Below are 14,440 nucleotides of genomic sequence, written 5' to 3'. Positions count from 1 at the left end.
ATGAGAGATCTGAACGTCGCAATTCAGCCATCCTTCTTACCGTATTTAGCAGAAGAAAAAATCATTACTGTATTTGACGAAATGCACCCTTTTCCAGCTACACGCTATCAGGGTTCAAAGAACAAATTAACAGATTGGATTTGGGAAAATATATATGATATAAATTTTACAACCGCACTTGATGCTTTTGGTGGAACCGGTTCTGTATCGCATATGCTGAAGCGCAAGGGAAAGGAAGTTATCTATAACGACATTCTTAGGTTCAACTCGATAATAGGAACTGCACTTATAGAAAATGATTCCATATTATTAACCGAGGAAGATATTGAATTCATATTAAACAATGACAGCGGTTCATTTAATTTTATTCAAAAAACGTTTAAGGGAATTTTCTATACTGACGAGGAAAATGCTTGGCTTGATAAAACGATTTTTAATATTGAGCTCTTGGGGATAGGTATAAGAGGGCAATTGCTTATTTTTCTTTATTTCAATCGTGTATTATTAAAAGGCCGTATAATTTATTTCATAGAGCAAACTTGTACTTACGACTATCGACAGTAAAGCGCAGTTTTGGCAACAAAGCGACATGGGACAAGTCTTTCGAAAGTTGTTTTCGACATTTCGCAGCAGAAGCCAATAGCTCAATATTCTCAAACGGTAAAAATTGTGTTGCCCTAAATAAAGACGTAGCAACTTTTGATTCAAAAAACATTGACCTAGTATATCTTGACCCACCGTACATCTCTAGCAACGGTGTAGGCACGGACTACTTAGATTTCTATCACTTTCTAGAGGGAATAGCCAACTACAAAACTTGGAACAATAAGATTAATCATAGATATAAGCATTTACCTATAAAAAATAAGAAAAAGAACCCGTGGACTAATAAAAATCAGATAGAAAGAGAGTTCCATAAAATAATAAGTAAGTTTTCTGATTCCACAATAGTCATTTCTTATAGAAGCGACGGTATCCCGAGCATTGAACAGATATGTGATATACTTTCACAATATGGTAAAAAAATGTGCGTGGTATCTAATAGGGACTACAAGTACGCTTTGTCACACTCGAAAACAAAAGAGGTGCTAATCATTAGCAAATAACTTAAGCTAAGTCGTTTTGGTTTTGTTTTAGGCTACCTGGTTTGATATAAAAGAAGTGACTACGATGAAGCTCGTGCCGGGTTTCACCGAAACAGTGGGAGCAGCGTTAGCAATGCGCCGCTTATAGGTTATAATAAACATATGCTTCACAACCTCACGCGCCAACTCGAAACGCTCGCTCAAGGCAACGAATCCTACGCCGCCTTTAACAAGCACATCGTCAACACCAAAATGCCGGTCATCGGTGTGCGCATACCGGATTTGCGGCGATTGGCGAGGGAATTAGCGCCCGACATGAGCGCAGCGGACATTAGCAAATTGCTAACGGCCAAGAACAAGTCATTTGACTACGTGCTGCTATGCGGGCTGCTGATCACACACGCTCGGCTCGATGACCAAACGGCGATTGATCTAGCCAAGCGCTACCTGCCGCGCGTTGATTCGTGGGCGCACATTGATGTGTTCATCGAGAAAAAGCGGCGCTTTGCTGGCGAAGTGTGGTGGGGCTTTGCGCTGGAATGTTTGCGGAGCGAAGCCGAGTTCACGGTGCGCTACGGCGTGATTTCTTTGATGACTAATTTCCTAGACAAAGCACATATTGACCAGGTTTTTGCGGCGCTGCAAAACGTCAGGCACGATGGCTATTACGTCAAGATGGGGCTAGCTTGGCTATACGCGACGGCGGCAGTTAACTTCTTTGAGTTAACACTGGCTGAACTAGAAAGCAGACACATCGACGCTTGGACGCGCAACAAAGCTTACCAAAAAATGCGCGAATCGCGGCGATTCACACCCGAAGAGCAACATATCATTAGGCAACAAAAAGGAGGACGCCAATGACCAGCAAACCAACCATTTCAGCAGCGGAAATTACCAAAGCGCTGGATTTTCGCCATGCCTGCAAGAAATTTGATGCTGATAAAAAGATCTCTGACCAAGATATGAAGCTGATCCTTGAGGCAATTCGCCTCACGCCAACCTCGTACGGTTTTGAACAATTCGACGTCATTGTCACCCAAGATCAGCAGCTGCGCCAGGGTCTGAAAAAATGCGCGCCGATTAACAAGACAAGCCGCGCTTTGATGCCAGTCATTTCCTGATTTTTACCGCCAAGACGGCCGAGGCGCTTAGTGATCACATTGATCACATACTCCAGGACGTAAAACAAATGAACCTGGTCGAGCGCACCGCCTATAAGACCTTCTGGAAGCAGTGGGCCAAGAAAGATTTCAAGCTGATGGACACACCTGATGGGCTACATCAGTGGTCGGCGCACCAGGCGTACATCGCCCTTGGCTTTGCCATGCTGGTGGCAGCCCAGCGGGGGATTGACTCGTGTCCGATTGAGGGATTTTCGATTGATCAGGCGACAGAGGTACTGACAACCCACCAGCTCATTGACCCGGATAAAGACCTGCCAGTTCTCATGCTGGCGCTCGGATACGCCAGCCGGAGTGACCAGCCACACCCGCGCAGCCGCCGGCCACTTGATGAGGTGGTTCGCTGGTATTAGTCCGAGAGCAAGAGCAATTTTCCTTAACAAGCGCCCTAGCGTTTCCCAATTATCTGTGCTATAATCGGTCAAGATTGTAAATAAACGTAACGAGTAAAGAGATGGCAAAGAAGAATACGAAGCGAAAGTTGATTGGTTTAGTCAGTGATTTGAGCGGTCACCGCACGTACTACACCACGGTCAACACCCAAAACCGCACCACCAAAGGGCAGGGCAAATTGACACTCCGAAAATACGACCCGGTAGCTCGCCAGCACGCAACCTACACCGAGACCAAGAAAAACCTCGGCCGCAACGAAGTCAAACCACGTAAGGGCTAATGACATCGAGCGAGAATCACCCCCTCAGACAGGGGTGATTTTTTATTTGCGACAAACGACCAAATCAGTAGGCCGGCTTAATTCCCCTACGCTAACCTCAGCGCTGAGCCACGATCATATCGAGCAGGGTATTGACGTATTCAGCCGAAGCCACCACCGACGATACGCTTTGTTCATTCACTGCGCCAGTTTTCATAATGCGCCGCTCGCGGATCAAGTCAACGATTCGCTCTGCTCGCGCCATCTCTCCTGTCTCGATGTAGTATTGCGCCAGCCACAGGCTAGCAACCACGCTGCTATTGGGGTCATCCGCCCGTCGCTTAAACAGACCATCAACTGCCGCTAAGGTTTGCACCGCCTCAGTGACCAGCTGCTTTGTCCGCTCAGCCTCGCCCTCAACGCCAAACATATAGGCAGCATACACCGCATCCATCGTTACCTCATCAGCACCACGTCCCGCCAGTTGCGTGCTAATATCATCAGCGCAGGTTCGCCACTGCACCGCATTGGCTGGGTCGTCATGTTGCTGCGCGAGTTCACTCGCCTGTTCCAGCGCCGCGCGCGACAACTGCCAAACGAACGCTGTGTCGTCGTCCGCTGCTGGATTGTCCCAATTATCCGTCAAAAATGTCGCTACCTTGGCGGCCACCGATTGATATAGCTGCCGCGAGCGCTCCATGCCAACTCGCGACGTCGCAAATTGACAGAAGATAAATAGTACCGCCGCCGCATCCGCCAGTCGCATTGGCGGCCGGTCTTGACTCCACGCGGTATCAGTCGCCACCGGCTCACCATCCGTATAATACGCTGGCGCAAAGTAACCATCAGTCTCAAATATCCGCCGGCAAGCTTCGAAAAACATCGCCGCCTCATTGCCATACCCCAGCCGAATCAGTGGCCACAGCGCAAACGCCGCGTCGCGCAGACGACAACTGCCCGCCGCGTCATCAGTCAGTACCAGTCCAGATTCATCTGCGTGAGCCCGTAGTGTCAGCAGGGAATTAACGAAGGTCTGGCGGTGGGCTGGCGACAATTTCTGCACTGCGCGAAAACCTGGACTCAGCCACTTGTGCCAAAAATCCGTTGTCCGCGCCAAGCTCCGCACCAAGCCGATACTGCGCGTCTTTTCGTGCAGCCCCAATGCTTCCTTGATCGACGTCCCCGCCGCTAACCAATAGGTGCAGCGATCCGACGCCAACGCCGCTAGCCGTAGCGAACAGCCTAGCACCGAGTCAGTCATGCCATATTCATGCGGACAGCCCGCCAGCTCACCGTCCTCCGCATCACGCCACGCTCCATCCAGCCCAGCGCCAAATCGCCCGACCGTCCACCGATCGAAATCACGCCCATTAAACGTCCGTAGGCCAGCGGCAAACGCCCGCCGCCCGCGATAATGTAGCAGCGCCCGCGAAGCCTCGACATACTGCGCCGTATCAATCGCTTGACCATCGTCGTGCAGCCGAAACGCCTGATGCAAAAACAACCGCACCTGGCGTGTCTCAGTTCGCAGATTGACCACGTGAATATTACGACCAAATACATTGACCTTGCTATCAACGAAATCATCGCATTCCAGCACCAACCCCAGCCGCTCATGCTTGAGCACCGTGTGCGCCACCAGCGCCCCCTGCGGCAGTCGCATCGTCACTTGCCACGATCCATCATCAATCCACGAAAATTCGCCGTCTACCCACACGCCGATCCGATGCACGGATTGTCGATTCTGAACTTCGCGGCCAACGTGCGGGAACGACAGTGAACTCACTCGACCAAACTGATCGAGCCTAATCGCCAACCTGCCATTTGCTAGTAGCACCGACATCAAAACCTCTCGTACCGATGCGCGCTCAGCCGCCAGCGCACATCGCGAATTGCGTTAACATAATAGAGGAAGGCCTCGTACGGCGAATCATACGGACTGAAATAGGCGTGGACATCGCCGTCAGTAAACCACTTGGTACACATATAATAGAAATGATCAGACGACTGCAATCGCCGCCAATCGGCGATCAGCTGCTCATCGCCACTCCTCAGTACGTCGGCCTCCAGCTCGTACAGATACCGCAGCGCCTCCTTCTGCAAGTCATTGCCATTCCACGCTGTCAAATCGCGCTCACTATCCGCCCAAGTCACCGTCTCTGGCATACTGATATCACCAACCGGCCGATGCGCCGCCAGCGCCTCAGACACCGTATAAAACGTATTATCACTAACCTCGAGCCACGAGGCAACGAACTGATCAAAAAAGCTAAAAATACCGCTATCCGACCACTGGTGCTCGCCAAAGGTTTCATAATCCATGAACAAATTAACCAGCGGCGCCTCGGCCGTCGCCTCCATCAGCCACGTCCGATATTTTTCTGCCGTCAGTGGCCAACCCGCCCACGACCGATTGCTAAACCGAAAGGCGATATCGTCACTCAGGCGATAATTCTTGAGCAGCAGCCCGATCGTTTCCGTGCCGACCGGCCGATACACATAATTCGGACTACGCCACTCTAGCACATCATCCCAACCTTCGGCCAACACACCACTAAAGCCAGCCGCCTCCGCCCACTTAGCGAGGTCGTTATTGTACGCCAGCTCGGTATTTGCGAGCACCGTGGTCTCGACGCCAAACAGCTGGCGCAGTTTCTGCTGGTGGCGACGAATTTGCTCCTCAAACTCGGGTCGCGAATAAAAAAACGCTAGGCTGTGATAATACGGACTTGATACCAATTCGACCTTGCCAGTGGCAATCAGCCGCTTAAAGCTCTCGATCACCGCTGGGTTAAAGCGCTCCGCTTGCTCGAGGAACACACCGCTGATGCTCAGCGACAGCTTGAAATCATGATGCCGCCTGAGCAGCTCCTCCAATAGAGCATTCATCCGCAGATACGACTTCTCAGCGACTTTGTGAAAAATCAGCTCGTTGTTTTGAGCCGGATCATTGGTCTCGAAATAATCATGCCGCGCTGCTACGTCAAAAATACTATATCGCCGCACCCGCCACGGCTGATGCACGTGGAGATAGAGGGTGATACCCCGGCTCATGCCCACCTCCTTTGAGCCGATGCTTGATACAGCGCGACGCATCGCTCGGCGGCATCCCGCCACGACAGCCGAGCGTATTCATCCTTGACATTACGCTTTAATGCCGATTGCAGGCCCGGCGAGCGCGCAATATTGACGATCTCGTCCGCCAGCTTATCAACATCCCAATAGTCAAACCGCATGATGTTATGGAGCACCTCGCCAACACCTGACTGCTTGCTGATGAGCAGCGCCGTATCATGATGCGCCGCCTCCAGCGCCGTCAGCCCAAACGGTTCTGATACCGAACTCATGATAAATATATCGATCAGGTAGTAGGCATCGCGCCACTGCTTGCCACGAACAAAACCAGTGAAAATTACCCGGTCACTAACACCTAGCCGTGCCGCCAACGCTACCAATTCATCCCGCTGCTCGCCATCGCCCGATAGCAAAAATGCGATCTTGTCGTAGCGCTCTAGCGCTCTAGCTGCCGCCCGCACAAAATAGGTCAGCCCTTTCTGCACCGTCAGCCGCGTCAACGCACCAACAATGGTATAGCCATCAGTCTTGAGATCCTCGAGGTATTTATATGTCGCCGTGTCGTACTCATGCGGCGGCAGATCAGCCAGGTCAATCGCATTATATACTACCTCAACTTTATCTGGCGGGATGTGATAATTCTTGACAATCATATCCTTGGTGATACGGCTAACCGCGATAATTCGATCTGCCATCATCAGCCCCTGCTGTTCAATCTCATGCACTAACGGGTTACCCGAATGTTCACCCGAGCGATCAAACTCAGTAGCATGCACATGAACGATCAGCGGTGCGCCCGACACCTCCTTGGCGATCACACCAGCCTCCATCGTCAACCAGTCATGAGCGTGGATGGCATCTGGTGGACGTGACTGAGCAAACTGCCTGACAAACGTACCATAGCGACGCTGCAGTCGGCGCATCGGTTCAAGTCCGTGCTCATCGCTATCCTCAGTATCTGGCGTGACACCATGATCGTACGCCCCAAGGTCATGATAGCCCGGCGGCAGCGGCGAGGCCGCATGAATGTTCATATGGGTAATATTCGGATGCTCGGCCGTGTAGGGCACAACAAAATCAATAGCAATACCATGCGCTGCCAGCGCCTTTGACATCTGGTAACACGCCACACCGAGGCCGCCACAATTGTGCGGAGGAAGCTCCCACCCTAGCATCAAAATTCTCATCTTATTTACAGTATAGACCGCCGCTTATGCTTTTTCAAGCACATCTGGCAATTTTTCACGAGATCAAGGCATTATTTTCACAAGAGACGAATTGATATGCGCCGTCAATTCTACAGCAAGCCATTAAAAAACGACTTTCATCAAGTCGTCACGCCATAAATTGTGGCAGGGGCAGTAGGAGTCGAACCTACCTCTGCGGTTTTGGAGACCGCCATTCTAGCCGATGAACTATGCCCCTATCGTCCCGCTAACGGGTTAGCTCATCTATTATAACAGAAAAAAATATTCTGCAAACTGACCCAAACTAACTATTTTGAAAAAATGTGATATAAGTTATTGACAAAATAATGCTTGTGTGATAATATTGGGGAAACAACCAGTGAGGAGGATGTTATGAAATTAAGTACAAAGCTTAAGATCGTGGCGCTGTCGCTGGTCGCTGCTTTCGGAGCAGGACTGGTCTACTACGCCAACGCAGAAACAATTGACAATACCCGCGACTGTGACAAGTACGCCGTGGTGTATTGTGGTACCATGTCGGTACAAGAGATGCGCGAACGATATTTCAACAAAGGCGTATCAACAATTTATGGCGCGTTCGGTATTTCCTACGAGATGCTGAGCGGCAACTACGCTAATGGCGCAGTCTACCGTAACGGCGAGGTTCGCCTCGACAACGGCACCGTTGTCGCCACCAACGCTCGGACAGCCATCCGCAACATCAGCGGCGGCACACCGATCTCAGGCACCAACGCCAAGGTCGTCCCAGCCAGCCGCATGGGTAGCGCACAGCAGGCATTTATCCGACTTGATGAGCAGGGCCGCTTTAAGTTCGCCATCATGACACCGTGCGGTAACCCGGTTGTCGCCACCAACGTTGTTGTGCCACCAAAACCGAAACCACAGCCAGTGGCTACTTGTAAAGCACTTGACCAGCCAGTCATTAATCGTCAGACTAACACGGTCGCCCTGAAGGCTCACGCAACAGTCGAGAATGGCGCAACTGTCAAGTCATACACCTTTAGCATCACCGATGCTTCAGGCAAGGAAGTCTTCTCACGCAGCAACACTACTTCAGCGCTGACCAGCGAGACCAGCGCTACCATCAAGGAAGCGGGCACTTACACCGCTCGCGTCACAGTCACAACCAGCCTTGGTGATCGCACCAGCAACGACTGTGTCAAGCAGTTCACCATCCAGCCAGAAACGCCAAAGGCTAACCCTGGCATCAAAATCGAGAAAAAGGTTGATGGCCTCAAGCACAAGACCGTCCAAGTCGGCAACGAATTCCCATACCAGGTAACCGTCACTAACACCGGTAACGTTGACCTAAAGAACGCTGTTGTCACCGACAATGCGCCACAAGGTGTTACCTTCCTGAAAGCATCTGAGGGCACGCTCCAGAACAATACCTGGAAAGCAACAATTGCTGAACTCAAGCAGGGCGCATCAAAGACCTTTACCATCACGGCAACCATCAAAGAACAAGTTACTGGCAAGGTCGTCAACACCGCCTGCGTTGATACCCCAGAGATTCCTGGCGACAAAGATAGCTGCGATAACGCAACCGTCGATGTACCAGAAAAAGTTGAAGCATGTAACGTCCAGACTGGTGTCATCGAGAAAGTCGAAAAGGGCAAAGAGAACACGCCACCATACACCACTGATCTGAGTAAATGTGAAAAGATCAAGGTCTGTGACGTCACTACCAAGACCATCCGCGAAGTTACCAAGAAAGAAGCTGAAGACACCAAGCGATTCGTCGGTATTGACAGCGAAGAGTGTAATCCAAAGCCAACCACCCCAACCCCACCAACACCAACCGCACTACCACGAACTGGTATGACCGACATGGTACTCGGCGGCCTGGGTCTGGGCGCACTGGTTACCTCAGCCCTGGCATACGTCGCCAGCCGACGCCACCTGTAAGAGACTGACCGCTCCGAGAATCTATATTCTGAAGCGCGAGGTTTCAGGCGAGAATCCCCTTGGATAAGGGGGATTTTTTGTGTATACTAACATATATGAAACCTTTGCAACTTTCTTCTCCTCACATCATTGCCATGGTGGGCGTGCCGGGGGCGGGCAAGTCGCAATTCGCGGCTGAGTTTTCTGAGATGTTTCATGCGCCGCATTTGGACTCTAGTATCTTAGCGGCATTATCCGATGATGAGGCGGCCGTTAATTACGCTAGCGGTGCACTACTTAAAGAATTAATGAAGACCCATCAAACCATCGTGTTTGAAGGGGCGACAGAGAAGCGAGCTTGGCGGGTTGAGCTCGCCAAGACAGCCCGCGCTGCTGGTTATAAGATTCTCTTTGTCTGGGTACAGACTGACCTGGCGACCGCCAAGATGCGCTGGCTCAAGGCCAATGATAACGACGAGGCAACATTCGACGCTAAAATCAAACAATTCTCATCGCCGCACCCCAGCGAGCCATGCGTCGTCATCAGTGGTCGTCACACCTATAATACGCAGGCACGCACCTTGCTCAAGCGCCTGGCCGACGTGCACCCGAATACTACAGCCGCTCCGACTCAACCGCAAGCCGCCCAGGCTGATACTCCCAAGCGCCGTCCGCAACGTCCGGTACTCAGCCGCGTTCGCATCAGCTAGGAGCTATGTATGCCAACCATTACCGACGCTGAGTTTGGCGAAATCACGGTGAGGCGCTCGCACTTGGCGCGTCAGGTGTCACTGAAAGTCGCGCCAAACGGGCAGCTGCGGATTAGCTTACCGACGTACGCACCGCTGCTCGCAGCAAAAATGCTCATCAAATCATCCCGGCCGCGTATTCGCGAGTTCCTGAGCGAGCATCAACAGGGTCACTACTACACGCACGACCAATCAATTGGTAAAAGCCACCACCTGATCATTGAGACCCAGCCCACGCTCACTGAACCCATTATCAAGCGCTCCGGCACCCGCATCCTTGTCAAGCTACCGCCCGGCACCAACATCGCTACTCCAGCCATCCAGCAGCGCATTCGTGAAGTCGTCATCACAGCGCTACGCAAAGAAGCCAAAAGCTACCTGCCACGGCGACTGAAGTTCCTGGCCGAGGAATACGGCTTTTCCTATCAAACCGTCAAGCTGACGCACGCCTCGAGCCGCTGGGGTAGCTGCTCGTCGCGCGGCACGATTAGCCTGAACATCGCGCTGATGAACCTGCCGTTTGAGCTACTTGATTATGTGCTGATTCACGAGCTGGCTCACACCCGCCAGATGAATCACTCTGACGCGTTTTGGCGAGAGGTCGCAGCCATCGACCCGGCCTACAAAACGCACCGAGCGGTACTGAAAAACCATACACCGCACGTGTAGCATGTGCTATACTAAAATCATATGAGACAAGGGATGGGCAGGTGGCGCATGGGGCGCAGTCAGCAATGCGGACGCGATGAGACGAAAGCCGCGCCAGAGCATAGCCAGATGATGACATTGGTAAACAGCTTGACCGACGCGGTGCTGAGTACTGACGCTCACGGCGTGATCACGATTTATAATGCGGCGATGATCGGCCTGCTGGACACTAACGCCACGCTGCACGGTCATCACATTAGCGAGACATTTCAATTGCAGACGCTTAGCGGTACACCGATCGACGTGTTTGAGGAGCTCAGTAAGTCACCCTCAATCCGCACCCGTGACGACCTGATCATGCCACTCAGCGATGGCGATCATTTGCGACTGGAGGCGACCTTTGCGCCGATTTTGGGCGGCAGCTCGAGTACCGACGGCTATGTGTTAATTCTGCGTGACGTCACCAAGATAAAAAGTCTCGAAGAGGAGCGTGATGAGTTCATCAGTGTCGTTAGCCACGAACTGCGCACACCGGTGGCGATCGCCGAGGGAGCGCTTGATAACGCTCGACTGCTCGCCGAGAAAGGCTACACCCAAAAGGTGCATGAGGCGCTGGTGGCGGCGCACGATCAAGTGATGTTCCTCGCTAAAATGATCAATGACCTTGGCACCTTATCGCGCGCTGAGCGTGGGGCGGCGGACGAGACGGAGACGATTAATCTGATGGAGCTGGCCAGCACGTTACACAGTGAGTTTGCGCCGCGAGCGGCCGAGAAGGGGTTACGGTTCGACCTCGACGTGAGTGCGCAGATTGGCGTGATCAAGGTTTCGCGGCTGTACTTGACCGAGCTATTACAAAACTTCATCATCAATGCCATCAAATACACGCCTCGTGGCGGGGTGACGCTGCGGATGCACCGGCGTAACGGCGTCGTGCAATTTGCGGTAATCGATACCGGGATAGGCATCGGCAAGACAGACCAAAAAAAGATTTTCCAGCGATTTTACCGGGCCGAGGATTACCGCACCCGCGAGACCAGCGGCACCGGACTGGGGCTGTACGTTGCGGGCAAATTAGCGCACAAACTCGGCTGCACCATCTCTGTCAAAAGCCGACTCAATCACGGCTCGACGTTTAGCTTTGAGCTGGCCGATCAGCCCACGTCCGCGTGAGACCGCCCTTGCAATCACGCTTCGAACACGCTACAATAGACTTGACAGTCTGCTAAGAAGCAGACTTTTTAAATTGGGAGAAACTATGGCTCAAAAAAACGCAGCAGAATCAAAGACGAGGGTTCGCCGCATCACCGCGAAAGATGACGAGACGAAGCAGCCGTCACCAACTAAACCAAAATCAACCGCAACCACCAAAAAAACCACCAGTAAGACCGCCAAAAAAACGGTGGCAGCGACCAGCACCTCACCAAAGCAACCAAAAACTACGGCCAAAAAATCATTGAAAAAATCAGGTGACGTTGGCTACTTCAAGGGCGCGTGGCAGGAACTCAAATTGGTACGCTGGCCGACTCGCTCAGCAACCTGGAGCATGACGGCGGCGGTGCTGGTGTTTACGTTGATCTTTGTGGTGCTGATCTTGCTGCTTGACGCCGGCTTTAACTGGGGCTTTAATCAAATTTTGAAATAGGAAAGGGAAATTATGTCATCAAATCGCTACGATTCAACTCGCTCGTGGTACGCCATTCACACCTACTCGGGCTACGAGGAAAAGGTTGCTGAGTCCATCCGCCAGCGCATCAACGGCGTCGACATGGCCGACAAAATCTTCGACGTCATGGTGCCGAAAGAAAAGCAAATTCAGATCAAAAACGGCAAGCGCAAGGTTGTCGATGCCAAGATCTTTCAGGGCTACGTGCTGGTCGAGATGAAGCTGACCGACGAGACGTGGTACATCGTCCGCAACACGCCGGGCGTGACTGGCTTCGTTGGTGCTGACACCACGCCAACACCGGTGTCGGACAAAGAAATTGCCAAGATCAAAAAGCGCATGGGCGTCGAAGAGCCAAAGCATCAGATCGATTTCTCGGTCGGTGAAGTGGTCTCCATCATTGACGGGCCGTTCAAGGGCTTTGATGGCTCAATCGCAGAAATTGACGCCGTCAAGGGCAAGATCAAGGTCATGGTCAGTATGTTTGGCCGTGATACACCAGTCGAGCTGGACGCGCTGCAGGTCAAGAAAGTCTAGCTGCCTGATCATCTAGCCGCGCAGCGATACACCACCAAGCTACCAAACATCTTTGGCTTCAACTACCTCGCTACTTTTGGCGAGGTAGTGTTGCGTGGCAAAGAGGACCAGCGCCACCGTAATTACTCCCAGTAGCACCGCCGCGATCGGCCACTGCCTAGCATCATACATCGCCATGATCAGCACTGGCACCGTACCGATGCCGCACGCCAATATCTTGCCAAATAACAAGGTCGCCAGCGTCACTTGGCTGTGACATAATCGAATGCTGCGCTTCAACAGATACGAGCCGCAGCGCCCCAGCCAATACGGTAGCATCACCACCACACCCAAAACCGCCACCGTCATTACCGACATCAACACCAGCTGCACCACCTGAAGGAGAAACGGTACCGCACGAGGCGTCGTGTCGCTCGGCGTAGTCGGCGGGGTGGGTGCCGGCTGGACTGTCTCTGGCGATACACCGAGCTGCATGAGTAGGCCACTACGCGCCAGCCACAACAACCCAGCACCGACGATAACCGCATAATTAAAAATCAACAGGCTGTAAGCGAGCGCCCCAAACATGTTGATTAGGCGACGAACCGGCTTGATGCTGCGAGCGTTCATGCTTGTATTCTAGCACAATTTTCGTTATAATACAGTGGTTACGCACGGAAAAATAAGAGGAAACTATGGCAAAGAAAGTTATCGGTAATCTAAAATTACGCATCCCTGCCGGACGAGCAACCGCCGGGCCACCAGTCGGTTCAACCCTCGGTCAGTGGGGGCTGAACATGATGGATTTCATCAATCCATTCAACGACGCTACCAAAGATATGATGGGCAAGGACGTTATCGTCCACATTCAGGTGTTTGAAGACCGCACCTTTACGTGGAAGAGTCTGGGGCAGCCAGTCGATGACATGATCCGCGAAAAAGCCGGCATCCAAAAGGGTTCAGGCAAGCCACACGCCGAAAAGGTCGGCACCATCACTCGCGCACAGCTTCAGGAAATTGCCGAAACAAAAATGGATCAGCTAAACGCCATCGATATCGAAGGCGCGATGAAAGTCGTTGCTGGTTCCGCTCGCTCAATGGGCGTAGAAATCGCCGCCTAATTTACACCTGTTCATCCAAAATTGCTCCCTGCCGTGGGAGCAATTTTATTGTGGTATAATCATTTGGTGATTACCAAAAACTTACTTGATACCACCGTTATCGAGGCGCTGCGAGCTGACAAACTCGTCGTGGCACCAACTGACACTATTTATGGCCTGCTCGCTCGAGCTGATAGCCCGAGGGCAGTTGATGAGCTGTACCGCGTACGCCGGCGCGACCGCACCAAATCCTGCATCATCCTGCTTAGTAGCGCCGACAACATTCCCGAACTCACCACCAAGCAGCGGCATATCTATGACCAGCTACGCCACGAACGGCCGACCACTATTGCTGCCCGGGTTAGCCCTGACTTTATGCCGCACCTAGTGCGTACTGACGCAACCTTGGCATTTCGTGCCGTACCACCAGACACAGCATTATCTGAGCTAATTCGGCTAGTTGGCCCACTGCTGGCACCAAGCGCCAACCTCGCAGGGCAGCCACCAGCCACTACAGTCAACGAAGCAACCGCCTATTTCGGCGACCAGGTGGCTGTCTACGTTGACAGCGGGGAAGTGACAGGGGTAATGCCTTCACGGATCATCACATTTACCGACGACGGGCAGCTGGTTGCCTTGCGGCAATAATTTCCACTACAGCTGACCAAGCGTC

General features: G+C 52.3%; 16 protein-coding genes, 1 tRNA gene and 1 pseudogene. 13 read left to right on the top strand and 5 right to left on the bottom strand.

What is annotated here, in order from left to right:
* From GWK76_02095 to rpmG, 5 genes and pseudogenes are all read left to right on the top strand, one after another.
* Positions 1–1,106: pseudogene (locus tag GWK76_02095) on the top strand (DNA methyltransferase).
* A gap of 141 nt (positions 1,107–1,247) precedes the next feature.
* Positions 1,248–1,946: a hypothetical protein gene (locus GWK76_02090; GenBank protein ID QHU92106.1), complete on the top strand. Its 699-nt coding sequence runs from the start codon at positions 1,248–1,250 to the stop codon at positions 1,944–1,946.
* Positions 1,943–2,206, top strand: coding sequence for a hypothetical protein (locus GWK76_02085; protein ID QHU92105.1), 264 nt, complete (start codon positions 1,943–1,945; stop codon positions 2,204–2,206). The genes GWK76_02090 and GWK76_02085 overlap by 4 nt, the downstream gene beginning before the upstream one ends.
* A gap of 68 nt (positions 2,207–2,274) precedes the next feature.
* Positions 2,275–2,619, top strand: coding sequence for a hypothetical protein (locus GWK76_02080; GenBank protein ID QHU92104.1), 345 nt, complete (start codon positions 2,275–2,277; stop codon positions 2,617–2,619).
* A gap of 101 nt (positions 2,620–2,720) precedes the next feature.
* Entirely contained in the window at positions 2,721–2,939 is a 219-nt protein-coding gene (gene rpmG, locus GWK76_02075) for a 50S ribosomal protein L33 (GenBank protein ID QHU92103.1), read from the top strand.
* A gap of 97 nt (positions 2,940–3,036) precedes the next feature.
* Here the strand turns inward: rpmG and GWK76_02070 are convergent, their stop codons facing one another.
* The 4 genes from GWK76_02070 to GWK76_02055 form a co-directional block, all read right to left on the bottom strand.
* Positions 3,037–4,761, bottom strand: a complete 1,725-nt coding sequence (locus tag GWK76_02070; protein ID QHU92102.1) for a hypothetical protein — start codon at positions 4,759–4,761, stop codon at positions 3,037–3,039.
* Positions 4,761–5,978 (bottom strand): alpha-amylase, encoded by a 1,218-nt coding sequence (locus GWK76_02065; protein ID QHU92101.1) that lies wholly within the window; start codon positions 5,976–5,978, stop codon positions 4,761–4,763. The genes GWK76_02070 and GWK76_02065 overlap by 1 nt, the downstream gene beginning before the upstream one ends.
* Positions 5,969–7,180: a glycosyltransferase gene (locus GWK76_02060; protein ID QHU92100.1), complete on the bottom strand. Its 1,212-nt coding sequence runs from the start codon at positions 7,178–7,180 to the stop codon at positions 5,969–5,971. Before GWK76_02060 ends, GWK76_02065 begins: the two co-directional genes overlap by 10 nt.
* Before the next feature lie 163 nt (positions 7,181–7,343).
* A tRNA-Trp gene (locus GWK76_02055) sits at positions 7,344–7,418 on the bottom strand.
* 155 nt (positions 7,419–7,573) lie between these two features.
* Between GWK76_02055 and GWK76_02050 the strand changes: the two genes are divergently transcribed.
* The 6 genes from GWK76_02050 to nusG all read left to right on the top strand — a co-directional run bounded on the left by GWK76_02050 (position 7,574) and on the right by nusG (position 12,688).
* Positions 7,574–9,109: a DUF11 domain-containing protein gene (locus GWK76_02050; GenBank protein ID QHU92099.1), complete on the top strand. Its 1,536-nt coding sequence runs from the start codon at positions 7,574–7,576 to the stop codon at positions 9,107–9,109.
* 95 nt (positions 9,110–9,204) lie between these two features.
* Positions 9,205–9,798, top strand: coding sequence for an AAA family ATPase (locus tag GWK76_02045; protein ID QHU92098.1), 594 nt, complete (start codon positions 9,205–9,207; stop codon positions 9,796–9,798).
* A 9-nt stretch (positions 9,799–9,807) separates the two neighbouring features.
* Positions 9,808–10,506, top strand: a complete 699-nt coding sequence (locus GWK76_02040) for a DUF45 domain-containing protein (GenBank protein QHU92097.1) — start codon at positions 9,808–9,810, stop codon at positions 10,504–10,506.
* Positions 10,507–10,527: 21 nt separating this feature from the next.
* A complete protein-coding gene (locus GWK76_02035) occupies positions 10,528–11,658 on the top strand; it encodes a hypothetical protein (GenBank protein ID QHU92096.1) in 1,131 nt (376 codons plus the stop codon).
* Positions 11,659–11,743: 85 nt separating this feature from the next.
* Positions 11,744–12,130 (top strand): preprotein translocase subunit SecE, encoded by a 387-nt coding sequence (gene secE / locus GWK76_02030; protein ID QHU92095.1) that lies wholly within the window; start codon positions 11,744–11,746, stop codon positions 12,128–12,130.
* Between the two features lie 9 nt (positions 12,131–12,139).
* A complete protein-coding gene (gene nusG / locus GWK76_02025) occupies positions 12,140–12,688 on the top strand; it encodes a transcription termination/antitermination protein NusG (protein ID QHU92558.1) in 549 nt (182 codons plus the stop codon).
* A gap of 39 nt (positions 12,689–12,727) precedes the next feature.
* Here nusG and GWK76_02020 read toward each other — a convergent pair whose 3' ends face one another.
* Positions 12,728–13,297, bottom strand: a complete 570-nt coding sequence (locus tag GWK76_02020) for a hypothetical protein (protein ID QHU92094.1) — start codon at positions 13,295–13,297, stop codon at positions 12,728–12,730.
* A 65-nt stretch (positions 13,298–13,362) separates the two neighbouring features.
* On the opposite strand from GWK76_02020, the gene rplK reads away from it, so the two are divergent.
* Positions 13,363–13,788 (top strand): 50S ribosomal protein L11, encoded by a 426-nt coding sequence (rplK, locus tag GWK76_02015; GenBank protein ID QHU92093.1) that lies wholly within the window; start codon positions 13,363–13,365, stop codon positions 13,786–13,788.
* A 66-nt stretch (positions 13,789–13,854) separates the two neighbouring features.
* Positions 13,855–14,415, top strand: coding sequence for a threonylcarbamoyl-AMP synthase (locus GWK76_02010; GenBank protein ID QHU92092.1), 561 nt, complete (start codon positions 13,855–13,857; stop codon positions 14,413–14,415).
* Positions 14,416–14,440 lie beyond the last annotated feature (25 nt).

The organism is Candidatus Saccharibacteria bacterium oral taxon 488, from assembly GCA_010202465.1.
In the GTDB taxonomy this organism is placed as follows: Bacteria; Patescibacteriota; Saccharimonadia; order Saccharimonadales; family Saccharimonadaceae; genus Nanosynbacter.
Note: the sequence above shows the minus strand (reverse complement) of the source record. Positions and strands in the feature narration are given on the sequence as shown.

Excerpts from the sequence above, each read along its gene's own strand:
- GWK76_02090 (QHU92106.1), top strand. The coding sequence starts at position 1,248 with ATGCTTCACAACCTCACGCGCCAACTCGAAACGCTCGCTCAAGGCAAC.
- GWK76_02085 (QHU92105.1), top strand. The coding sequence starts at position 1,943 with ATGACCAGCAAACCAACCATTTCAGCAGCGGAAATTACCAAAGCGCTG.
- GWK76_02080 (QHU92104.1), top strand. The coding sequence starts at position 2,275 with ATGAACCTGGTCGAGCGCACCGCCTATAAGACCTTCTGGAAGCAGTGG.
- rpmG (QHU92103.1), top strand. The coding sequence starts at position 2,721 with ATGGCAAAGAAGAATACGAAGCGAAAGTTGATTGGTTTAGTCAGTGAT.
- GWK76_02070 (QHU92102.1), bottom strand. The coding sequence starts at position 4,761 with ATGTCGGTGCTACTAGCAAATGGCAGGTTGGCGATTAGGCTCGATCAG.
- GWK76_02060 (QHU92100.1), bottom strand. The coding sequence starts at position 7,180 with ATGAGAATTTTGATGCTAGGGTGGGAGCTTCCTCCGCACAATTGTGGC.
- GWK76_02050 (QHU92099.1), top strand. The coding sequence starts at position 7,574 with ATGAAATTAAGTACAAAGCTTAAGATCGTGGCGCTGTCGCTGGTCGCT.
- GWK76_02045 (QHU92098.1), top strand. The coding sequence starts at position 9,205 with ATGAAACCTTTGCAACTTTCTTCTCCTCACATCATTGCCATGGTGGGC.
- GWK76_02040 (QHU92097.1), top strand. The coding sequence starts at position 9,808 with ATGCCAACCATTACCGACGCTGAGTTTGGCGAAATCACGGTGAGGCGC.
- GWK76_02035 (QHU92096.1), top strand. The coding sequence starts at position 10,528 with ATGAGACAAGGGATGGGCAGGTGGCGCATGGGGCGCAGTCAGCAATGC.
- secE (QHU92095.1), top strand. The coding sequence starts at position 11,744 with ATGGCTCAAAAAAACGCAGCAGAATCAAAGACGAGGGTTCGCCGCATC.
- GWK76_02020 (QHU92094.1), bottom strand. The coding sequence starts at position 13,297 with ATGAACGCTCGCAGCATCAAGCCGGTTCGTCGCCTAATCAACATGTTT.
- rplK (QHU92093.1), top strand. The coding sequence starts at position 13,363 with ATGGCAAAGAAAGTTATCGGTAATCTAAAATTACGCATCCCTGCCGGA.